The 21,293-nt window shown below is 56.0% G+C and carries 18 protein-coding genes; 10 read left to right on the forward strand and 8 right to left on the reverse strand.

The window, feature by feature from the left end; translation table 11 throughout:
• The first annotated feature begins 298 nt into the window (after positions 1 to 298).
• From W822_RS33820 to W822_RS33845, 6 genes are all read left to right on the forward strand, one after another.
• Positions 299 to 1,336, forward strand: coding sequence for an ABC transporter substrate-binding protein (locus tag W822_RS33820; RefSeq protein WP_024005064.1), 1,038 nt, complete (start codon positions 299 to 301; stop codon positions 1,334 to 1,336).
• Positions 1,337 to 1,340: 4 nt separating this feature from the next.
• The gene (locus W822_RS33825; RefSeq protein ID WP_024005065.1) at positions 1,341 to 2,150 is read left to right on the forward strand and encodes an ABC transporter ATP-binding protein; all 810 of its coding nucleotides are present in this window, start codon (positions 1,341 to 1,343) and stop codon (positions 2,148 to 2,150) included.
• Between the two features lies 1 nt (position 2,151).
• Positions 2,152 to 2,946, forward strand: a complete 795-nt coding sequence (locus W822_RS33830) for an ABC transporter permease (RefSeq protein WP_024005066.1) — start codon at positions 2,152 to 2,154, stop codon at positions 2,944 to 2,946.
• Between the two features lie 94 nt (positions 2,947 to 3,040).
• Entirely contained in the window at positions 3,041 to 4,132 is a 1,092-nt protein-coding gene (locus W822_RS33835; RefSeq protein ID WP_024005067.1) for a tartrate dehydrogenase, read from the forward strand.
• 18 nt (positions 4,133 to 4,150) lie between these two features.
• On the forward strand, positions 4,151 to 5,143 hold the full coding sequence (locus W822_RS33840; RefSeq protein ID WP_031242639.1) for an asparaginase: 993 nt from the start codon (positions 4,151 to 4,153) through the stop codon (positions 5,141 to 5,143).
• Positions 5,144 to 5,185: 42 nt separating this feature from the next.
• A complete protein-coding gene (locus W822_RS33845; RefSeq protein WP_024005069.1) occupies positions 5,186 to 6,211 on the forward strand; it encodes an aldo/keto reductase in 1,026 nt (341 codons plus the stop codon).
• Positions 6,212 to 6,304: 93 nt separating this feature from the next.
• Here the strand turns inward: W822_RS33845 and W822_RS33850 are convergent, their stop codons facing one another.
• Together W822_RS33850 and W822_RS33855 are read right to left on the reverse strand one after the other, a co-directional pair.
• Positions 6,305 to 6,724, reverse strand: coding sequence for a universal stress protein (locus W822_RS33850; RefSeq protein WP_024005070.1), 420 nt, complete (start codon positions 6,722 to 6,724; stop codon positions 6,305 to 6,307).
• Positions 6,724 to 7,749, reverse strand: coding sequence for a TerC family protein (locus tag W822_RS33855; protein ID WP_024005071.1), 1,026 nt, complete (start codon positions 7,747 to 7,749; stop codon positions 6,724 to 6,726). The genes W822_RS33850 and W822_RS33855 overlap by 1 nt, the downstream gene beginning before the upstream one ends.
• Positions 7,750 to 7,856: 107 nt before the next feature.
• Between W822_RS33855 and nhaR the strand changes: the two genes are divergently transcribed.
• On the forward strand, positions 7,857 to 8,768 hold the full coding sequence (nhaR, locus tag W822_RS33860) for a transcriptional activator NhaR (protein ID WP_024005072.1): 912 nt from the start codon (positions 7,857 to 7,859) through the stop codon (positions 8,766 to 8,768).
• 212 nt (positions 8,769 to 8,980) lie between these two features.
• On the opposite strand, the gene W822_RS33865 is transcribed toward nhaR, so the two are convergent.
• Positions 8,981 to 10,339 carry a GntP family permease gene (locus tag W822_RS33865; protein ID WP_024005073.1) on the reverse strand — a complete coding sequence of 453 codons (1,359 nt, stop codon included), beginning with the start codon at positions 10,337 to 10,339 and terminating at the stop codon, positions 8,981 to 8,983.
• Positions 10,340 to 10,659: 320 nt separating this feature from the next.
• Between W822_RS33865 and W822_RS33870 the strand changes: the two genes are divergently transcribed.
• Positions 10,660 to 11,592 (forward strand): DMT family transporter, encoded by a 933-nt coding sequence (locus W822_RS33870; protein ID WP_024005074.1) that lies wholly within the window; start codon positions 10,660 to 10,662, stop codon positions 11,590 to 11,592.
• 8 nt (positions 11,593 to 11,600) lie between these two features.
• Here W822_RS33870 and W822_RS45830 read toward each other — a convergent pair whose 3' ends face one another.
• The 3 genes from W822_RS45830 to tssG all read right to left on the reverse strand — a co-directional run bounded on the left by W822_RS45830 (position 11,601) and on the right by tssG (position 15,675).
• On the reverse strand, positions 11,601 to 12,548 hold the full coding sequence (locus tag W822_RS45830; protein WP_024005075.1) for a LysR family transcriptional regulator: 948 nt from the start codon (positions 12,546 to 12,548) through the stop codon (positions 11,601 to 11,603).
• Between the two features lie 299 nt (positions 12,549 to 12,847).
• Positions 12,848 to 14,347, reverse strand: coding sequence for a sodium/proline symporter PutP (gene putP / locus W822_RS33875; protein WP_031242645.1), 1,500 nt, complete (start codon positions 14,345 to 14,347; stop codon positions 12,848 to 12,850).
• Between the two features lie 275 nt (positions 14,348 to 14,622).
• A complete protein-coding gene (gene tssG, locus W822_RS33880; RefSeq protein WP_024005078.1) occupies positions 14,623 to 15,675 on the reverse strand; it encodes a type VI secretion system baseplate subunit TssG in 1,053 nt (350 codons plus the stop codon).
• A 249-nt stretch (positions 15,676 to 15,924) separates the two neighbouring features.
• On the opposite strand from tssG, the gene tssH reads away from it, so the two are divergent.
• Positions 15,925 to 18,549 carry a type VI secretion system ATPase TssH gene (gene tssH, locus W822_RS33885; protein ID WP_024005079.1) on the forward strand — a complete coding sequence of 875 codons (2,625 nt, stop codon included), beginning with the start codon at positions 15,925 to 15,927 and terminating at the stop codon, positions 18,547 to 18,549.
• A gap of 66 nt (positions 18,550 to 18,615) precedes the next feature.
• Here the strand turns inward: tssH and W822_RS33890 are convergent, their stop codons facing one another.
• Positions 18,616 to 19,701 (reverse strand): FHA domain-containing protein, encoded by a 1,086-nt coding sequence (locus tag W822_RS33890; protein ID WP_024005080.1) that lies wholly within the window; start codon positions 19,699 to 19,701, stop codon positions 18,616 to 18,618.
• 55 nt (positions 19,702 to 19,756) lie between these two features.
• A complete protein-coding gene (locus W822_RS45835; protein WP_155848101.1) occupies positions 19,757 to 20,254 on the reverse strand; it encodes a TssQ family T6SS-associated lipoprotein in 498 nt (165 codons plus the stop codon).
• 500 nt (positions 20,255 to 20,754) lie between these two features.
• Here W822_RS45835 and tssJ point away from each other — a divergent pair, with 500 nt between their 5' ends.
• On the forward strand, positions 20,755 to 21,282 hold the full coding sequence (gene tssJ, locus W822_RS33895; protein WP_024005082.1) for a type VI secretion system lipoprotein TssJ: 528 nt from the start codon (positions 20,755 to 20,757) through the stop codon (positions 21,280 to 21,282).
• Positions 21,283 to 21,293: the final 11 nt, after the last annotated feature.

Genomic DNA, 21,293 nt, shown 5'->3' on the forward strand with positions numbered 1-21,293 from the left:
CGCTGCACGCGGCGAGTCAGGACGCGAGGACCAGTTCTGTGCGACTGCAATACGGTGGATATCCCGGTAAACCCTTGCCCATAATCACAATTGCATTGCCCCTGTAGGCTTCTGATACAATAGCCCGATTCGCCACTGTCTGTGCCCGAGCGACACGTGTGGCGGGCTGGCATGGGTCATCGCCCGTTTCGATCTGCGCACCGGTGTGCCGTCAACGATACGGTAGCCGTGATCCGGCACGTCAGTTCAGCTGTACTTATCCAACTATCTTGAAAAAGAAAAATCAAAGGAGCGTCACATGAGTCTTTCGCGTCGTCATTTATTACAGGCTGCGGGCTTGTCGGGCCTGGCTGCGGTCTGGCCTGGTATCGGCCTGGCCCAGAGCGCACCCAAGCTGGAAAAAACCGATGTATCGATCGCCGTTGGCGGCAAAGGGCTGGTGTACTACCTGCCGCTGACCATTGCCGAGCAAAAGGGGTTCTTTAAAGAAGAGGGGCTCAATGCGACGGTTGCCGATTTTGCCGGCGGATCCAAGGCCTTGCAGGCCGTGGTCGGCGGCAGTGCCGATATCTGCTCCGGCGCGTTCGAGCACACCATCAACCTGCAGGCCAAGAAGCAGTTTTTCCGCGCCTTCGTATTGCAGGGCCGGGCCCCCATGATCGTATTGGCTGGCAACAAGAAAACGCTGGCTAACTACAAGTCGCCCGCTGACTTGAAGGGCAAGAAAATCGGTGTGACCGCGCCCGGTTCTTCCACGAACATGCTGGTCAGTTTTTTCCTGGCGCAACATGGCCTGAAAGACTCTGACGTATCCATTATCGGTGTCGGCGGCGGCGCCGGCGCAGTCAGCGCCTTGCGTGCCGGACAGATCGACGCGCTCAGCAATCTGGATCCGGTCATCAGTCTGCTTGATGGCACCGGCGATATCTTCACCATTGCCGACACACGCACCCTGAAAGACACCGAAGCCATTTTCGGCGGACCTATGCCTGCCGGTTGTCTGTACACTTCGCAGAAATATATCGACGAAAATCCCGGCACCGTCCAGGCGCTGACCAATGCCATGGTCAAGGCCGACAAATGGATCCAGACAGCCGGACCAGACGAGATTATGAAAACCGTGCCCAAAAATTATCTGCTGGGCAACCCCGACGTTTACAAACTTGCGCTGACCAAGAGCTTTGAAGGCTTGTCGCCTGATGGTCACATTGATCCGAAGGGCGCTGAAACATCGTTGAAGGCGCTGGCGGCTTATATTGCCGGCTTCAAGGCAGATGCGATTGACCTCGATAAATGCTGGACTAATGAATTTACTGACAAATCCGCAAAAGCCTGACTCCATGACTGATGCCGCTTTAAGCCTGGACAATATCACCTGCACCTTCGTGTCCCGCGATAACCGTGACCAGAAATACACGGCCGTGCGGGATGCGACGCTGCATATTGCACCAGGCGAATTCGTTTCCGTGGTCGGACCTACCGGCTGCGGCAAATCCACTTTGCTCAACGTGGGGGCGGGCCTGCTGTCTCCCTCATCAGGCCAGGTTCGCGTGTTTGGGCAACCGCTGTCCGGCATTAACGAGCGCGCCGGCTATATGTTCCAGGGAGAAGCGTTGCTGCCGTGGCGCAATGCCCTGGATAACGTCATGGCAGGCCTGCAGTTCGGCGGCATGGAAAAAAAGCAGGCCCGTACACTGGGGCTGGACTGGTTAAGACGCGTCGGCCTGTCCGAGGCCGAATACAAGTACCCGCACCAGATGTCGGGCGGCATGCGCAAGCGCGTCATGCTGGCGCAGACATTGATCCGAGATCCCGATATCATCCTCATGGATGAACCGTTTTCTGCCCTGGACATCCAGACGCGGCAACTGATGGAAAATGAAGTACTCGATATCTGGATGAAGCAGCGCAAGGCCGTGCTGTTTATCACGCACGATCTGGACGAGGCCATTGCCATGAGCGACCGGGTGGTCGTGCTGTCAGCCGGTCCCGGAACCCATATTATGGGCGAGTTTCACATTGACCTGCCACGTCCGCGCGATGTGTCCGAGGTTCGCGCTCACCCGCGCTTTGTTGAACTACACCAGGCAATCTGGAGCGTACTGCGCGATGAAGTTCTCAAAGGCTACGATCAACAGAAACGGAAGTAACATGTGGAATTCCATTAAACCATCCTCCAGAAATTATCGCGTCTGGCAGATTCTGATTGTCGTTGTGCTGCTTGCGGCCTGGTACCTGATTTCCCTGAACGATACCGCGGCCTTCTTTTTCGGACAGCCCCTGGGCGTGGCCGAAGTCATCTGGAACTGGTTCATTGTCAATGCCGACATTTATCGGCACTTGTGGGTGACGCTGATCGAAACCCTTCTGGCGTTTTTTATCGGCACCATTTGCGGCATGGGCTTTGGCCTGTGGCTGGGGCTGTCACGCACGGCGAGCCTGGTGCTGGACCCTTTTCTGACCGCCCTTAATTCCATGCCGCGCGTGATTCTGGCGCCGATCTTCGCTCTGTGGTTCGGGCTGGGTATCTGGTCCAAGGTGGCCCTGGCCTTTACGCTGGTCTTTTTTATCGTCTTTTTCAACGTTTTCCAGGGCATACGGGAAGTGAGCCCGACGCTGCTGGACAACGCCCGTATGCTGGGTGCCAATCGGCGCCAGTTGCTGCGTCATGTGTATATTCCGTCTGCGACCAGTTGGGTCTTTTCCAGCCTGCATGCCTCGGTCGGCCTGGCGTTTGTTGGCGCGGTGGTGGGGGAGTACCTGGGGTCCGCCAGCGGTGTCGGCTATCTGATCCTGCAGGCCGAAGGGACATTTGATATCAATACCGTGGTCGCGGGCATTATCGTGCTGACGGTCTTTGCCCTGATTCTGGACGGTCTGGTGAGTATTACCGAGAAGTACGCGCTGACCTGGCGTCCGGCTGCCGGCGAAACCGAAAAACTGTAGCCCAGTCTGCTCTTGCACCCGGCCCGGTTTTTCCGGGCTGATGGTTCGCTTTCCCTCAACACGTACGGCGTTGCACCGCCAGGAATGTGAAGTTATGAAAAAACAAATCAAAATCGCCGCGATACCCGGAGACGGTATTGGCAAGGAAGTCATGCCCGAAGGATTGCGGGTTCTGCAGGCGGCCAGCCACAAATTCGACCTGAATCTGGCCGTGACGGAGTTCGAATGGGCCAGTTGCGATTATTACGAAAAACATGGGCAGATGATGCCCGATGACTGGTTCGAGACACTCAAGTCGTTTGACGCCATTTATTTCGGCGCCGTCGGCTGGCCCGACAAAGTGCCGGATCATATTTCGCTGTGGGGTTCGCTTCTGAAATTTCGCCGTGAGTTCGACCAGTATGTGAATCTGCGCCCCGTGCGGCTGATGCCCGGCGTGCCATGTCCGCTGGCCAATCGCAAGCCGGGCGATATCGATTTTCTGGTGGTGCGGGAAAACACAGAGGGCGAGTATTCGTCAGTGGGTGGCAAAATTTTTGAAGGAACAGATCGCGAAGTTGTACTGCAGGAGTCAGTTTTTACCCGCAAGGGCGTTGATCGTATCCTGAAGTATGGCTTTGAGCTCGCCAGCAAACGGGAACGCAAAACGCTGACCGCTGCTACCAAATCCAATGGCATTTCCATCAGCATGCCGTATTGGGATGAACGTGTTGCTGAAATGGCCAAGCAGTATCCCGATGTCAAATGGGATAAACAACATATTGATATTCTGAGTGCGCGTTTCGTGTTGCAACCGGATCGTTTCGATGTGGTCGTCGCCTCTAATTTGTTTGGCGATATTCTGTCTGACCTGGGGCCGGCTTGTACCGGCACGATTGGTATCGCGCCGTCAGCCAACCTGAATCCCGAGCGTGATTTCCCATCGCTGTTCGAGCCTGTGCATGGATCCGCACCGGATATTTATGGCAAAAATATTGCCAACCCGGTTGCCATGATCTGGTCAGGGGCCATGATGCTTGAATTCTTTGCTGCCGATAATCCGGACGCGCAGAAAGCGGCAGACTGCATCATGGGTGCAGTAGAAGCAACGCTGATCAACGGCCCCAAGACGCCTGATCTGGGCGGGCAGGCTCAAACGGGCGAAATGGGTCAGGCGATCGCGCAATTGGTTGCGCAGGGCGCTTAGTGTGAATCAGCATACGCCATGAACAGTAAACCCGTTATTTCCATTGGCGCCCTGGGTGGCACGATCAGTATGACCGGTGCACCCGACGGGCAGGGCGTAACCTCCAGTCTGGGCGCAGCAGAGCTGGCAAAATCAGTCCCGGGACTGGATCAGTGCGCCACACTTTATTTGCATACGCTGGCCCGAATCGGCAGCGGTTCCATCCGTTTTCAACACGTGTTTGACACCCTGGCGTGGGCGCGCCAGCAGATCGATCAGGGCGCGCAGGGTGTGGTGATTACCCAGGGCACGGATACGCTGGAAGAAACCGCGTTTCTGCTGGATCTGTTCTGGAGCGCGCGTGAACCATTGGTCCTGATGGGGGCCATGCGCAATCCGCAACTGCCCGGAGCCGATGGCAGCGCCAATCTGTTGGCGGCCGTGCAGGTTGCCACCGATGCTGCGAGTTGCAATCGCGGTGCACTGGTCGTGATGAATGACGATATTCACGAGGCGCGACGCGTACAAAAAATGCACACGACGCATGTCAATGCATTTGTTTCTCCTGTTCGGGGGCCTGTCGGCGTTATACAGGAAGGACGGGTGACGTATCTTCGTGATACGCCCGCGCGACCACGACTGCCCGTGCCCTCCGCATATAGCAGCAAAGTGCTTCTGCTGGAACACAGCCTTGATGACGATCCTGACATCGTGTCGTTTGCACTGGATGCCGGATATGCAGGCATCGTTGTCGCGGGATTCGGGTCGGGACACGCGTCTGAACGCTTGCGCGATGTATTGGTGACAGCAGCAACACGCATTCCCGTTATTATGTGCTCACGCACCGGCGCCGGCAGTACCACGCGCGCCGTGTACGGCTATAAGGGAGCGGAAATTGATTTGCAGCAGCACGGGGTCCTGATGGGCGGCTGGTTGTGCCCGCGCAAGGCCAGATTGCTGCTGAGTGCTGCGGTATGGAATGGAATCGGCGGCGACGAGCTGGCCGGTTTGCTGAACGCCTGGTCGCAGTAAAATACAGTTTATTTCAAATGTAATTGCCAATAAGGACACGTCATGTCGTATCGATATTTGGGTAAAAGCGGGCTGCGCATCTCTCCTCTGACATTGGGGACCATGATGTTTGGCAATCAGACAGAGGAGGCGCAGGCGCATCGGATTATTCACGATGCGCGCGAGCAGGGCATCAATTCGATCGATACGGCCGACGTCTACAATGGGGGCGAATCCGAACGCGTGGTCGGGCGTGCGCTTGCCGACAGTCGTGATTCCTGGGTGCTAGCCACCAAGCTGGCAAATCCTGCCGGTGACGGCCCCAATGAACGGGGAATATCCCGAAAATGGATTATGCAGTCGGTCGAGGCCAGCCTCAAGCGCCTGGGTACGGACTATATCGATATTCTTTACATACACCGCGAAATCCCGGATGAACCTCTGGGAGAAGCGGTACGCGCGATTGCCGATCTGATCCGCCAGGGCAAGCTGCGTTATTTTGGTGTCTCCAATTTTCGGGGCTGGAAAATTGCCGATACGGTCAGGCTGGCGGACCAGTTGGGTATCGACAGGCCGGTGGCCAGTCAACCGTTGTACAACCTGGTGACGCGCACGGCGGAAGTCGAGCAGTTGCCCGCTGCGGCCAATTACGGCATCGGTGTCATCTCCTACAGTCCGCTGGCGCGCGGGGTGCTGACAGGCAAGTATGCGATCGATGCGCCGGCACCAGCAGACTCACGCGCAGGCCGTGGTGACAAACGTATCCAACAGACCGAGTTTCGAGCCGAATCCCTGCTTGTTGCGCAGAAAATCAAGGCGCATGCCGAGGCCCGAGGCGTGTCGGCGGCCGATTTCGCATTGGCATGGGTGCTGAACAATCAATACGTGACGTCCGCCATTGTGGGGCCGCGCACGTTTGAGCAATGGCAGGACTATCTGAAGGCGCTGGATTATTCGCTGACCGAAGAAGATGAGGCCCTGGTCAATGAACTCGTTACGCCAGGCCATGCCTCCACGCCCGGATATAATGATCCGGGTCATCCGGTACGGGGCCGCGTGTCTTTTCCGTCCCCCTCTGGGGAAGGGTGACTTCGGTTCCGCCTGCCAGAGGCGGGACTGGATAGACTGCTGCCTTACGCCGTTTCCTGAAAAACGGTTCTCGGGCTGGCCTGAGTCGTCACGTCAAATCAATAACACCGGACAACGTGCCTGGGCCAGCACGCGACCGGACACCGAGCCGATGATGGCGTTCAGAAACGGCGCGCGGTGATGACTGCCCATCACAATGGCTACTGCCTGAACTGTGTCGGCGTACTCAACAATGCGTTCCGGTGCGGATCCGACGAATTCATGACATTCAACAGCGAGATTGCCCGCGCGCAGAATCTCGGTGACTGACTGCATCGCCTTTTCACTTTGCTCATGATGCCAGGCGGCAATTTCATCATGGCTAATGAAGGACTCAACGTCCCCGGTCACGCCAGGTTCGCAATGCACCACATGCACAGTGAGATCATGTTGCAGCAAAAGATTGTTGGTCAGATATCGCGCAGCTGCATCGCTATACGCAGACCCGTCGGTCGCAAGTACGATATTGTTCATCATGGTCTCCTTGTTGATTCTGTATCCTCTGGACTTGCCGCGCGTGCAGTGTCGCCTGCATCGCGCGCTGCTGTCCGTCGGAACAGGCTGAGACTGACGCCGATAGACGCCAGCAAAATAATGGCAACCATTCCCAGCGACCACAGCACCGGTATATGGACCCACGGAGCTGCCAGCATTTTCCCACCTATGAGGACAAGTATGATGGCCAGCCCGTATTTGAGATAGTGGAAGCGTTCCGCCATGCTGGCCAGCAAGAAGTACATCGCTCGCAAACCCATAATGGCGAAAATATTGGAAGTGAAAACAACAAACGGATCAGTCGTTATGGCGAAGATCGCCGGGATACTGTCCACGGCAAAGACGAGGTCGGTGACTTCGACCAGTACCAGTACACCGAACATCGGTGTGGCATACAAGAGACCGTTGCTGCGAACAAAGAATGCCTCACCGCGATAGTCTTGCGTCATACGCATGGTCTTGCGCATGATTCGAACCACAGGGTTCTTGGCGAGATCCGGTGACCGTTCGGCGGACACAAGCATTTTGATGCCGGTGATCACCAGGAACAGACCGAATACATAAAACAGCCAGATAAACTTCGACAACAACCACACGCCGACAAGAATCATTGCTATGCGCATCACAATGGCGCCCAGTACACCGAACAGCAATACGCGGCGCTGCAATTCAGGAGGTACAGCGAAGTAGCCAAAGATCATCGAAAATACGAACATGTTGTCGACCGACAGCGAGAGCTCGATCAGATAACCTGTAAAAAATTCCAGCGTCTTGCGGTTCGCCTCCAGGCGGCCGATGCTGCCGTCAAGAAACCACCATTGAAGAATACCGAAAAGCGTCGCCAGTATGATCCACGAAACGACCCAGGCAAGGGCTTCGCGTGGCGACACCCTGTGTGCATGTTTGCCGCCAAGGACAAACAGGTCCAGCGCCAAAATGGCCAATACGAAACCAATGAATCCAATCCACATTGGAAGGGTAGCGAAGGTATCGATTCCGGTCATGATAATGTCCCGACAAAGATGCGCTTATGGGTAGTCTAGAGCCACTTGATATCTTCAACAATTCGTATATCATGAACTATGTGTCAGGTTTTTTCGAAGGGTGGGTCATGGCCAGACTGAATTACAAGCACCTACGATATTTCTGGATGGTGGCAAAAACCGGCAGCCTCGCGTGCGCTGCAGAGCACCTGCACCGCACGCCGCAATCCATCAGCGGTCAATTGCAAGAACTGGAAGCGAATCTCGACGCAGAACTTTTCCGACGACGTATGGGACACAAACTCGAGTTAACGGATGTTGGCCGCTATGTGCTGGCTTATGCCGACCGGATATTTGCGCTGGGCGACGAACTGCTCGATGAACTGGGCGAGCAGCCTGCCAAACGATTGCCCGCATTCAGGGTGGGCGTCGCTGAAGGTGTCCCCAAGTCAATGGCCTACCACATGATAGAGCCGGCACTGCGCATGGAGGAAGCCGTGCGCGTCGTTTGCCGGGAAGGGCCTCTGGCATCCCTGCTAGCCGATTTGGCCGTGCACCGGCTGGATATGGTTATTGCCGACCGCCCCATGCCCCATCATCTTAATGTGCGCGGATTCAACCATTTTCTTGGCGAGAGCAGCCTGACTTTCCTCGGCGCCCCGCAACTGCTGACTACCTTGACCAAAAAATTTCCCGCACTGCTCAATCAGGCGCCTTTTTTGCTGCCCGGTGAGGATGTGGCCATCCGAACCCGATTGTTGCAATGGTTTGACGAGCATAAGATCCGTCCTCGGATCGTTGGCGAGTTCGACGATAGTGCATTGCTCAATTCCTTCGGGCAAACGGGTACCGGCCTTTTCGTTGCGCCGACGGCAACGGCAGCCTATTTGTGCGAGCAATATCACGTGCGAGTGATCGGCAGCACGAACGAAGTGAAAGAACAACTCTACGCCATCACCACCGAACGCCAGCTTCAGCACACAGCCGTTCTCGCCGTCTGCAAGGCTGCCAAAGAGAAAGTCTTCGGCTCGCCAACATAGCGGGTTATGGCAAGGCGCTGCTGAATCAACTGGTCACGCCGGGGTATGCGTCAACGCCTGACTATAGCAACCCGGGGCATCCGGTATGGGGCCGCGTGGTCGCGAAAGCGCCCGAGATGGCGGCCCGTGGCTGCAACGGGTCCGACAGCCGTCCGGCTGCGGACCGTTTGAATTTGGGTGAAAGTGCACTGGCGTGCAGTCAGCTTTTTTGTTTAAAGCAGAATAAGACTCAGCAACCACACCGTTGCCATGCCCACCACGCCCTGAATCAGCGTGGCGACAGTCTGGGCGTAATATGCCGTTGACACGCGCATGCGACTGAACTGGGTGACCACCCAGAAGAAGCTGTCGTTGGCGTGAGAGACGGTCATGCCGCCTGCGCCAATGGCCATTACGGTCAATACGCGTCCCATCTCACTGTCCAGGCCAAGCTGACCCAACATCGGTGCCACCAGGGCGGATGTGGTCACCAGCGCGACGGTTGTCGAGCCCTGGGCGGTTTTCAGTGCTGCGGATACGATAAACGGCATGAAGAGGCCAATGCCCATGGCTGACAGCGTCGTACCAATATAGTCGCCCAGCGGAGTGACTTTCAGAATGGCGCCAAATGCGCCGCCTGCACCGGTAATCAGCAAAATGGGCGCGGCGCTGGTCAGGCCTTCGGCGACATAATCATGAAACTGCTGGCGCTTGCCATCGCCTTTGAGCAGAAACATGGCAGAGATCATGCCGGCGAGCAGGGCAACGACAGGGTGCCCCAGAAAGAGCAGAACGTTGGCAAAGGTGCCTTCGCCAAACGGCTTGCTGGGAAACGCAACCACCGAACCGATACAGATCAGGATGATGGGCAGAAAAATCGGGGTGAACGCCTGCGTGGCGCTGGGCAGTACACCGTATTCTTCCCGGGTTTTCATCAGGCCCTGGTTTGGGCCGCTGGCGACCACGGGCGCTTCCAGTTCAATGTCCTTTTTCAGGAAAATATTGGCCCATAGCAAACCTGCCAAGGCCGTCACCGCGGAGACAACCAGACCCACCAGAATGACCAGCCCCAGATTGTCGCCCAGTCCGAGGTTGCCGGCGGCCGCGATGGGGCCGGGCGTGGGCGGCACAAAAGTGTGAGTAGCGTACAGACCTGTTGCCAGCGCGACGCTCATGGCAATCAGCGAGACATTCATGCGTTTGGCAATGGCTTCTTTCAGTGAATTCAGAATGACATAGCCCGAATCACAAAACACAGGGATGGAGACCAGATACCCGATCACCGACATGGTCAGTGTGGGAAAGCGGTTGCCCAACAGCTTGATAATGCTGTCGGCCATGGTAATGGCTGCGCCGGTTTTCTCCAGAATGACGCCGATAATTGTGCCCAGTACAATCACGATACCGATACTGCCCATGATGCCACCGAAGCCGGTGGTGATGTGCTTGACGATATCCAGCAGCGGCACCTGATACATAAAGCCGCCGATAAAGGCCGCGGCCAGCAGCGCCAGAAACGGATGGAGTTTGAGCTTGGTAGTGGCCAGTACGATCAGCGCGATCAGTACGGCAAGAATGACGACCAGATACATTTGATATGTCCTAATTCAATCGTTTCGTGAAAAGAAAGGGAAAGAGACTTCTGTGGGGCGATTGTATCTTAAAAATAACTGAATATTGCAACTGCCATTGCCATCAAAGTCTTGCCAGTGCGCGCATCCGGCCACTTGTCGGTATGATCGTGGGTTGTTGTGGGCTGGCGGTTGGCACAGAAAATATAAACACCCTTAAGAAAAAGTCGCTTGTCAGCACTGTGCGGGTTCTTCACAATGAGCGCAGTTCTGCGGTGATGCTCTTTTTTGATGACGCAGACGAGTCCGGCCGCGAGTAACAGACCTTCGGGAAGATTGAGATGACAGACAGTACAAAAAATGAGAATACGGCGCAGTTACAACTGATCGTGGGGATGGCGATGTCGGGCACCATCGGCTTATTTGTTGTCTGGTCAGGCCAGAATCCGTTCAATGTGGGATTCTGGCGTTGCCTTGTTGGTGGGGTCTGCCTGTTGCTGTTCTGTTTTGCCAGGGGTTATCTGAAACTCTCGCATATATCACGACTGCAATGGCTGTTGCTGGCTGCCAGCGGTGTGGTGCTGGTGCTGAACTGGGCGGCACTGTTCGCCTCTTATGCGCATGCCGGCATTGGTGTCGGAACGGTGATCTACAATACACAACCTTTTTTTCTGCTGCTGGCCGGGCCCTTGATGTTTGGAGAACGAATCACCGCCAGACAAGTATTACTGACTACCCTGGCATTTGGCGGCGTCGTGCTGATTGTGATGCCCGCGCTTACCGGCATTCATGTGGATATGCTCTTTCTGCAGGGTGCCGGTTTTGCCCTGCTGGCCGCGCTTCTATATTCGGGGCTGACCGTGACCACCAAAAAACTCACGGGCATCAAGCCCCATGTGGTCGCGATGTGTCAGTTGGGTACCGGCCTGGTATTTCTGGCGCCCATCATGGCATTTGACCAGCTGCCGCAAACCTCGGTGGAATGGGTATGCGTGCTGGTCATGGGCGTTTTTCATACGTTCCTGATGTATATCCTGATCTACTCTGCGTATCAGTCTTTGCCGGTAGGACGGATTGCGATCCTGTCGTATGTCTACCCAGTGGTCGCTGTGATAGCGGACTATTTTGCGTTCGGTCATGAGCTGGGCGGCTGGCAGTGGCTGGGGATACTGATGATTCTGGGTGCGGGCGTGGCCAATACACGCAATGGCAAGCCCGACGCAACGCGGCCCCAGACATTGAAGTCACCCGCAGCGGCACGCAGCGACCCTTGAGCGCGCCTCTATCGCTCTGAAAAACCGGGCGCTTGCGTGTGATGCTGAATGTGATAGCTCGCGGCTTCCTGCAACAGCCACTGGCGAAATTTCTGAGCCCCTTCAGACAGACCGGCCAGCGAAGGCCCCAGTAAATAGTAGCCCAGTTCGGAACGCAGGGTGAGCGGGTCCAGGGGTACGAGTTTCTGTTCCTTCAGTAGCGTATCGAGCAGCACGTGCCTGCCCAGCAGCATGCCCTGATGGGCCAGTGCGGCATCGACCGCCAGTCCGGAATCGGTGTAGGTGATGCGGTAGTCAGGCACCATTGCTTCCGGTGTCTTGGCATGGATCCATTCGCGCCAGGTCACATCCTGGTCGTCTCCGCCCAGCATGCCCCGGTCTCCGATCAACGGCAGGCGTGAAAAGTCGCCCGATTCGACCAGCGGCGCCCATGCCGGCAGTTGGCGCGGTGTGCACACGGCCTGATGTGCTTCTTTCATCAGGTTGTCGCACAGCGGGGTTTCATATTGCCCTTTGCCATATCGAATCGCCAGATCCAGGTCGTCGAAGGTAAAGTCGATGAGAGAGGGCGAACTGTTGATGTCCAGTCTGATGGTGGGGTGCTGGCGAAAGAATCCGCGTAAGCGGGGATTGAGCCAGAAGCGCGCAAAAGAGGGCAGTACGCTGATGCGCACCAGGAACGGATCGCGAGGATGATGAAAAGAGCCCGCCAGTAAATCGAAGGCCTGTGATAATTTGGGCAGCGCATCGCGCCCGTAGGCGGTGAGTACAATGCCGCTGCGCGACTGGGTAATCACACGCTGCCCCAAATGATGCTCCAGTTGCTTGATCTGCTGGCTTACCGCAGACGGCGTGACATGCAGCTCTTTGGCAGCCAGCGCCATGGATTTGAGACGCGCCGTGGCTTCGAAGGCTTTCAGGCTGTTCAGGGGAGGAAGCGGCTGGCGGACTTTCAAAGCGTACCCTTGAGAAAAGATTCAAATATGTAACATGTATATCCGATTGTAGGGGTTGAGACGCTGTCTGCCGACAGGATTCGTCGCCAGAGTCCGGCCATGTTGCATAAAGTGCACGTTGGGGGCCGGGATTGGGGTGGTCGCGGCCTTTTTGGGGTTCAAGGGATTGCATTTGTCATGCGGCGGGCACATTGGCTGTGGCTGAAATAAAAAACGCTCCGGTCCCTGATCGGGCCGAAGCGTTGGTGTTTTCCTGGAAAATCCGCCCGCGGGACGGATATGCCATCAAACAATGTCGATTACACGGCGTTCTTGAAGTCGCGATCGGCGCGTTCGAAGTTCTCGACGACGGCCTGTGAAGGGGCTTTTGTCATAAGAGAGACCACGACAATGACGATCAGGCCGACAATAAAGCCAGGAACGATTTCATAGAGTGCGCTGCCACTGTATTGCTTCCACAAGACAACAACCAGCGCGCCAGCCACCATGCCGGCCAGTGCACCGGCGGCATTCATGCGACGCCAGAAGACAGACAGGATAATGACCGGTCCGAAGGCGGCGCCAAAGCCGGCCCAAGCATAGGCAACCAGACCCAGTACACGGCTTTCCGGATCGGAGGCAATCCACATGGCCAGCAGCGCAATCAGCAGCACCATGAGGCGGCCGATCCACACCAGCTCTTTTTGAGCGGCGTGCGGACGGATAAAGCCTTTATAGAAATCCTCTGTAATGGCGCTGGAGCAGACCAGCAACTGGCAACTCAAGGTACTCATGACGGCAGCCAGAATGGCAGACAGAATCACACCGGCCACCCAGGGGTTGAATAGAATTTGCGCCAGCTCGATGAAGATGCGCTCGCTGTTTTTGGTCACTTCGCCGGCCTGACCGGGGTTCATCTGGAACCATGCAATGCCGAAATAGCCCACGGCGACTGCTCCAGCCAGACACAGAATCATCCATGTCATGCCGATACGCCGCGCCTTTTTCAGGCTTTTGACCGAATCGGCGGCCATGAAACGGGCCAGGATATGAGGCTGACCGAAGTAACCCAGTCCCCATGCTGCCGCACTCACAATGGCAATGAAGCTGGTGCCTGAGATCAGGCTGGAATAGTTCTTGCCAATGGTTTCTGCGGCCTGGTCAATGGTTGCTGTCACTGCCGACAGATCGCCCAGTCCAAGCAGGACCATGATCGGCGTCAGAATCAGGGCGAAGAACATGAGGGAGGCCTGGATCGTGTCGGTCCAGCTGACGGCCAGGAAGCCGCCGATAAATGTATAGATAATGGTGGCACCCGCGCCCAGCCACATGGCGGTCACGTAATCGACCTGGAACAGGCTTTCGAACAGGCGGGCACCCGCTACGATGCCTGATGCGCAGTATATGGTGAAGAAAAACAGAATAATGGCGGCGGCAGCGATTTTGATAATCACATTGCCCGCACCAAAGCGATGGTGAAAATATTCGGGCAGCGTCAGGGCATTATTGTTGTACTCGGTGTGCATGCGCAAACGACCCGAGACCAGCAGCCAGTTGAAGTATGCGCCAACGGTCAGGCCGATGGCAATCCAGGCTTCGGACAGGCCAGCCAGGTAAATGGCGCCGGGCAGGCCCATCAGCAGCCAGCCTGACATATCGGAAGCACCGGCAGACAGCGCCGTCACAAAACTGCCCAGGCTGCGTCCGCCCAGGATGTAGTCGTCAAAGTTGCGCGTTGAAAAATAGGCGATAAACCCGACTGCCAGAACGACAATCAGATATATGGCGAACGTAATAATCATTGGATTGATGCCGCTCATCCTCGTCCCTTGTGTTGGTTGAAAGTGTTGGATTTTACGGCAAAAGCCAAAGCCGTGAACATAAGGGTTAACTCTTATATTTTGCGGTTAACTTTATGATTCTACGTATATATTATTTTCAATAAACTTGATTTTGATTAAGGGTTAACCTGTTGTCAGGCCTTTGCGTTGCTGCTTTCTGCGACCAAATGCTGCTTTTTTGCTGTCAACGTGCGCGGATTCGTCCGAACTGCGCCGATGTCGGTCAGATGCCCGGCATGGTGGCGCATGGGTGGCTATAAGCGTTCCCGCAGTTCGTAATCAATAATGAGGTCGTGCGCATCGCCGGCCGCTTCGGGCCGGTTGCCCATCCACGAACCCAGGCCCAGCGGCGCTTTCTGTCCGAGACGAATGCCTTTGACATCGTCTTTCTTCAGAACAAGGATGGCATCCCAGTTCAATTCGATGCCTACATAATGTCGCAGCCAATGCGTCAGTTGCTTTGCCTTGCGCGTGCCGGGCATGAACTCATCGAATTGCTGGCGGGTCAGGGGACCCAGTGACAGGCGGAACTTATGCTGCGCATCGCGCACCGAACTGCCCAGGATCGTATCCTGTCCCAGTCCCATGCTGCCGTTCAGGCCCAGTTGCTGCGAAGGATGCAGGGCGATCCATTGCGGCACAAATTCTTTCAGGCTGACCTGAATGTTGAAGAAGGTCTTCAGGATTTGAATAATGCCTTCCGGATTGCGCGTCTGGCGCACCAGATGGCCGGCAAAGAAATATTTGGCGTGATCCATGATGGAGTCGCGCTCTTTCAGGGATTCATGCCCCTGGTTGATGAGGCTGGCGATATGGCGACTGAAATTTTCTTCAGGACGATCCAGGCTGACCGTACTTTGCGCATCGGCCCAGGCCCGGTAGAACAGGGCAATCAGGCGATGATGAAAAATGTCGGCGAAGGCCGAGAGCGTATGGTCGCGGTGGTGCACGATCCGCTCGCGTACATATTCGGTCAGGTGCAGTGGCAACGGGCCATTGGGGCCGAACAGGCCGTAGCTCAGGATCGAAACGACAGGTGGCCCGTCCTGATCACGATCGACCTCGCAAATGGTGGAGGGTGCAAACGCCATGGAGGGTTCCTGGCGCAGGCGCACGGGCTCCCGCGAAGGCAGCGAATCACGACCCAGCGGCCGTCGGGTGTTGCTGCGCGCATCGAGCCAGCGCAGCACATGATACAGGCCATAACGATAGGGGTCTGCTTCAAGTTGCTGCCAGAAGTCGGGCGGCAGCTTGCGAAGCGACGCTGAGGTATCGGCAGGGCTGGCGGTATCCGAAGGGTTGTCCATGCGATAGTGGTGTTAATCCAGGGAGTCGTAATATATCTTAAAGAAATGACCGCAAGCTTGCAATCAGTTCAGTGTACCTGAAAGCGTGCAGGGACGGGCTATTGCCGGCTGTTTTACATTTGGCAAAACTTTATGATTCGAAATCCGTGAAGGATACACGTAACATACAGTTCATTCTTTCACGGGCGGGTCACATTTTTGAGTTACGCTTTTCTATTTACTGAATGACAGCAAGCACAATAAACAACTATGTCTGAAATTAATCGCAGCGATCTATTTGGCAAACTCGACACGCTGTTGTACCGCGCACTGGAAGGCGCAACGGCATTTTGTAAACTTCGCGGCAACCCGCATGTGGAACTGGTCCACTGGCTGCATCAGATCATGCATGAGCATGACAGTGATCTGCAAAAAATTATCCGCTATTTCGAAGTGAATACTGATCAGCTTGAGCGCGGTATTGTGGCTTCGCTGGACGAATTGCCGCGCGGCGCCAGTTCCGTGTCTGATCTGTCCGAACATCTGGATAACGCGACGGAAAGAGCCTGGGTGTATGGTTCGCTCAAGTATGGCGAGGCGCGCATCCGCAGCGGTCATCTGATTCTGGGGATCCTGAAGACGCATTCCCTGCGCAATGTGCTTTATGGTATTTCAACTGAATTTAAAAAAATCACGCCGGATGTTCTGGCGGACAATCTGTCGGCCATTGTCAAAGACTCGGTCGAGCAGCAGGACAGTGCGGCCTTGTCCGAAGGGGGCGTAGCGCCCGTTGCCGCTGCGGGTGGCAAATCGGCGCTGGCCCAGTACGCCGTGGATATGACAGCGCGTGCGCGCAATAATGAAATTGACCCGGTGTCCGGCCGCGACGAGGAAATACGCCAGATTGTCGATATCCTGATGCGTCGTCGCCAGAATAATCCTTTGCTCACCGGCGAGGCCGGCGTAGGCAAAACGGCGGTTGTCGAAGGGCTGGCCATTCGGCTGGCCAGCGGTGATGTACCACCTTCACTGCGCGACGTGTCGCTTTATCTGCTGGATATCGGGTTGTTATCTGCCGGCGCCAGCATGAAAGGCGAGTTTGAATCGCGTCTGCGCCAGGTCATTGATGAGGTGCAGGCCAGCGAAAAGCCGATCGTGCTGTTTATCGATGAAATTCATACGCTGATCGGCGCAGGCGGCGCGGCGGGAACCGGCGATGCCGCCAATCTGCTCAAGCCTGCGCTGGCGCGGGGGCAGTTGCGCACGATCGGTGCCACGACCTGGGCCGAGTATAAAAAATATATTGAAAAGGATCCGGCCCTGACTCGCCGCTTTCAGGTAGTGCAGGTGCATGAACCTGCTGAGGCCAAGGCGCTGATCATGTTGCGTGGTCTTGCCGGCCGGCTGGAATCCCACCATCAGGTCCTGCTGCTGGATGAGGCGATCGATGCCGCCGTACGATTATCGCATCGCTATATCCCGGCACGCCAATTGCCCGACAAGGCGGTCGCGTTGCTGGATACGGCCTGCGCGCGCGTTGCGGTCAGCCAGCATGCGCAGCCGCCGGCCGTTGAAGATACACGACGTCGTATTGAACATTTGCAGATCGAGCGCGATATTGCCCGGCGCGAGTGGCAGGTGGGCGTGGGCAGTGAAGAACGTATTGCCGGTATCGACCGCGATCTTGAATTGGCGCGAACGCAGCTTGAAGGCCTGGAGCAGAGCTGGCAAACCGAGCAGACGCTGGCAAAAAAACTGTTCGAATTGCGCCAGATTTTGCGGGAAGAAGACACAAGCGACGAACTGCGCAGCCAGACGCTGGCGGAACTCAGGGACGTGCAGCAGCAACTGGAAACCCAGCAGGGCGAGGCTCCGCTGATTTTTCCGTCAGTCGATGCCAATGCCGTGGCTGCCGTGGTGGCAGACTGGACCGGCATTCCGGTCGGACGCATGGTTAAGGATGAGGCCAGTTCCGTCCTGCAATTGTCCGATTCGCTGGAGAAACGCGTGATTGGTCAGCGCGATGGTCTGGATACGATCACCCGCCGCATCCAGACGTCCCGTGCACGCCTGACCGATCCCAATAAGCCGGTAGGGGTCTTTTTGCTTTGCGGACCCAGTGGCGTGGGCAAGACCGAGACCGCACTGGCGCTGGCCGAGATGCTTTATGGCGGCGAACAGAATCTGATCTCCATTAACATGAGTGAGTTTCAGGAAGCGCATACCGTATCGACCCTGAAGGGTGCACCGCCCGGCTATGTCGGTTACGGAGAGGGCGGGGTGCTGACCGAGGCGGTCAGGCGTCGTCCTTATAGCGTGGTGCTGCTGGATGAAGTGGAAAAGGCGCATTCTGACGTGCACGAGATTTTCTTTCAGGTTTTCGATAAAGGCTGGATGGAAGACGGCGAAGGGCGCTATATCGACTTCAAAAATACGGTCATCATTCTCACGTCCAATGTCGGCACCGATCGCATCGTAGACCTGTGCAAGGATCCCGATCTGATGCCGGATGCGGACGGGCTGGCGGGGGCGTTGCGTGAACCCTTGCTCGGCGTATTCCCCGCAGCGCTGCTGGGCCGGCTGGTTGTCGTGCCCTACTTGCCGCTTTCCGACGAAATGCTGGGCACAATTGTGCGCCTGCAGTTGGAGCGGATCAGGACACGTCTGAAGCAGAATCACAATATTGATCTGGACGTGACCGACGGCGCCATTGCGCAGATCGTGGCCCGTTGCACTGAAGTGGAGTCGGGAGGGCGAATGGTAGATGCGATTCTGACCAACACCGTGCTGCCGAACGTCAGCCAGGAAATTCTCAAAAGCACCATTGAAGGTCGGCCGCTGAGCCGTTTATCGCTGGACGCGCAGGACGGCGAATTTGTTTATGAGTACGCCTGATTATTTCAGTTGAAATGGATCTGTGTCCTGCACATATGCCCGCTCCTGTAGCGGGCATATGTTTTTCTACTTGTTCTTATCCTTATACCCCGCGTGTACGGCACGATGCAGGGTGTCAAGAATATTGTCTTCCTTATGGCTGTCCAGCGCCGTATCGCTGCGCAGGGTTGTCGGACTATCGTCTGTAAAAATGGTCTGGCGGTCTTTTTCCGCGCCATCGGTGGGCAGTGCCTGCAGCGGATCGCCGTCAATCGAAGGATGATGCAAGCCTTCGGGCCGCAGCAGTTCCACCGGATTATGATGATTGCGATTGGTGGCCGACTCCATATCAAACGGATGCCGGTCATCGGCGGTGGTGCCGCCGACAGGTAGTACGCCCGGGCCGCTGAGCAGGTCCTTGAAAATGTCGTCCGGATCTTCTGCGGGAGCGGGGGGCTCGGGGGGAGCCGCGGGCGCTGCTTCCTGGGGTTGAGACGCCGGCGCACTGTTTTGTTCAATGGGTCTGGCGGCCTCTGTGCCCGGCATGGGTGCAACCGTTGTGCTGACGGCCGGTGCGGCGGGGGGCATCCGATTGATCGGCGTGCCTAAAGGATGCTCTTGCGGATAAGGATCGGCTTGTTCGGTCGTTGCCAAAGAAGAGGGCCCTGCAGGCTGGTAGGCCGGATGCCAGGAAGGCAGTTGCGAGGGGTCCGCTGTCGCGCCGGCCGACGGCTCGCGCGTCACGCTCGCGGGCGCAGCTGAGCTGCCTAAGATGGCAGCCCCTGCCGCCGTTGCGGTAAACGCAGCAGTGTCGTAAGGCGTGGCGCTCAGGGCTGTGCTGTCAAGCGTGTCGGTCGTCGCCGCTTGCGGTTTGTCTACGACAATCAGGTAGTCGCAGACTTCGATGCGATCGCCTTCGTTAACGGGTGTTTCCTGTGACAGGCCCAGTGGCGTGTTATTGACAGCCACGCGTCCCATGCTGCTCATATTCAGCAGCGTGGCGCTCTTGCGGTTTTCATCGATGCGGATAATGGCTTGCAGACTGCTCAGTTCTCCCGAGTCATCGGGAAGATTCAGATCATTCTGTTCGCCACGGCCGATTGTGCCGCCGGGCGCCTGCAACTGACAGGTGAAGCTCGCGGGGGTGTGCTGATGTTGAACGATCAGTTTCATAATGGGTTCTGCTCCTTGACAGGCGCTGGTTTCGCGCCTGTCGTATTGCGCAGGCCTATTGGGTCAGGGGGCGTATCGGTGTGATACTGCCGCTTGGATTCGTGCCGGCTCCGCTGGCTTTTCCGCCTGCGCTGGCGGGTTGATGCTCTGCCTGAACGCGCTCAAATACCGGCCCCCATGACGGATGTGATTTTTCTGCAGGCACCAGGGTGAAGCTGGGGTTGAGCGTCAGAATATGCTCAAAGGTACTCGCGCAACTGCGCTTGGCTTCGGTCAGGCATTCGCTGAAGGCCTTGTACTTGAGCGCTGTGGTATGTAATCCGACTGAACCGCTGGTCAGGGCCGGCGTATTGTTGACCTGGGTGATCACGGCCTGATACTGACCTGCCATAAAGCTTTCCCGGACAGGCCGGATCTGGGCCTCGTCGGCCGATGACAGGGTAGTGGAACCGGAATCGCTCCACAGGGAGCAGGCGGACAGCAGCACGCCTGCGGCGAGCATTCCGCTCAGAGATAGCAGACGGGTAGCGCGGTTTTTTTCGGATTGAGACATGTTTGTGTAATAGAAGTATTTAATAATGCTGTTTTTAATATTGTCCGATACGCGCAAGACATATGCTGTTTTCAGAGATGAATAACGCGTCCAGACAGTTCACCATATTGCGGTTGTACGAAAAACCGCATTCCTCTGATTTTTGCACAACACATTTGTGTTCACAATGTTAATACGTCCAAATGACAATAACATGTTAATTCAAATGTGATTTGCTTGGAAAATGTAAATTATGTAATAAACAGGTAACTTTAGAAAAATACTGTTTATTTTAACTACAGCGTAGTCAATTTCAGTAAGAGTATAGGCTTTTGCGTCTGGTGTTTTGGTCTGTCATATTAAGTGCCCAAATGAGGTTATCGCCGGACCATGAAATCAATGCAGGTCTGCCGATTGCAAGGAGCGGGAGCGTGCCTGCAGAAACCTTCCTGGCGCAAGCGATGCCGGGTGTTTATTCCGGTGGCCATGCGTTTTCAGGGTATTGAATGAGGACATGAAAAATGACATTAATTTATAACAAGATCATGAAACTGAGCGCCACGGGCCTGATCGCCGCAGGCGTACTGGCCGGATGCGCATCGACCGAATCGAAAATGGCGGTACCCTATGTGGTCGAGCTCAAGGCCGACAACCAGGTAAACCCTAATGCCTCTGGCAAAGCCTCGCCTGTGAAGGTAACGGTCTACGAGCTCAAAACCACCAACGCGTTTGATACGGCCGATTACTTTGCGCTGATGAAAGATCCGCGCGCGGTACTCGGTGATCAGATGCTTGAAGTCAATTCGCGCATTATCAAGCCGGGCGAGACTGAAGAAATCAAGGCCTCGGGTAGCACGCAAGCCAAGTCCCTGGGCATTGTGGCCTCGTACCGTGATTTGAATAACAGTCAGTGGCGTCTGGTGGTAGATTTGCCGGAAGCCGAAACCACCAATTTCTATAAATTCTGGCAGTTCTCGCCCGACGAAAAGCGTATTCGCATCGATGTGCAACGGGCTGCTGTCAGTGTCAATAAAACAGAACCACAATAAACCGCAGATTG

Origin of the sequence: Advenella kashmirensis W13003, from assembly GCF_000506985.1 — a bacterium.
GTDB lineage: Bacteria > Pseudomonadota > Gammaproteobacteria > Burkholderiales > Burkholderiaceae_B > Advenella > Advenella kashmirensis_A.

Excerpts from the sequence above, each read along its gene's own strand:
- putP (WP_031242645.1), bottom strand. The coding sequence starts at position 14,347 with ATGAGCGGCATCAATCCAATGATTATTACGTTCGCCATATATCTGATT.
- W822_RS45835 (WP_155848101.1), bottom strand. The coding sequence starts at position 20,254 with ATGTCTCAATCCGAAAAAAACCGCGCTACCCGTCTGCTATCTCTGAGC.
- W822_RS33850 (WP_024005070.1), bottom strand. The coding sequence starts at position 6,724 with ATGAACAATATCGTACTTGCGACCGACGGGTCTGCGTATAGCGATGCA.
- W822_RS33845 (WP_024005069.1), top strand. The coding sequence starts at position 5,186 with ATGTCGTATCGATATTTGGGTAAAAGCGGGCTGCGCATCTCTCCTCTG.
- W822_RS33830 (WP_024005066.1), top strand. The coding sequence starts at position 2,152 with ATGTGGAATTCCATTAAACCATCCTCCAGAAATTATCGCGTCTGGCAG.
- W822_RS33835 (WP_024005067.1), top strand. The coding sequence starts at position 3,041 with ATGAAAAAACAAATCAAAATCGCCGCGATACCCGGAGACGGTATTGGC.
- W822_RS33890 (WP_024005080.1), bottom strand. The coding sequence starts at position 19,701 with ATGAAACTGATCGTTCAACATCAGCACACCCCCGCGAGCTTCACCTGT.
- W822_RS33840 (WP_031242639.1), top strand. The coding sequence starts at position 4,151 with ATGAACAGTAAACCCGTTATTTCCATTGGCGCCCTGGGTGGCACGATC.
- tssG (WP_024005078.1), bottom strand. The coding sequence starts at position 15,675 with ATGGACAACCCTTCGGATACCGCCAGCCCTGCCGATACCTCAGCGTCG.
- W822_RS33865 (WP_024005073.1), bottom strand. The coding sequence starts at position 10,339 with ATGTATCTGGTCGTCATTCTTGCCGTACTGATCGCGCTGATCGTACTG.
- nhaR (WP_024005072.1), top strand. The coding sequence starts at position 7,857 with ATGGCCAGACTGAATTACAAGCACCTACGATATTTCTGGATGGTGGCA.
- W822_RS33870 (WP_024005074.1), top strand. The coding sequence starts at position 10,660 with ATGACAGACAGTACAAAAAATGAGAATACGGCGCAGTTACAACTGATC.
- W822_RS33825 (WP_024005065.1), top strand. The coding sequence starts at position 1,341 with ATGACTGATGCCGCTTTAAGCCTGGACAATATCACCTGCACCTTCGTG.
- W822_RS33855 (WP_024005071.1), bottom strand. The coding sequence starts at position 7,749 with ATGACCGGAATCGATACCTTCGCTACCCTTCCAATGTGGATTGGATTC.
- W822_RS33820 (WP_024005064.1), top strand. The coding sequence starts at position 299 with ATGAGTCTTTCGCGTCGTCATTTATTACAGGCTGCGGGCTTGTCGGGC.
- tssJ (WP_024005082.1), top strand. The coding sequence starts at position 20,755 with ATGACATTAATTTATAACAAGATCATGAAACTGAGCGCCACGGGCCTG.
- tssH (WP_024005079.1), top strand. The coding sequence starts at position 15,925 with ATGTCTGAAATTAATCGCAGCGATCTATTTGGCAAACTCGACACGCTG.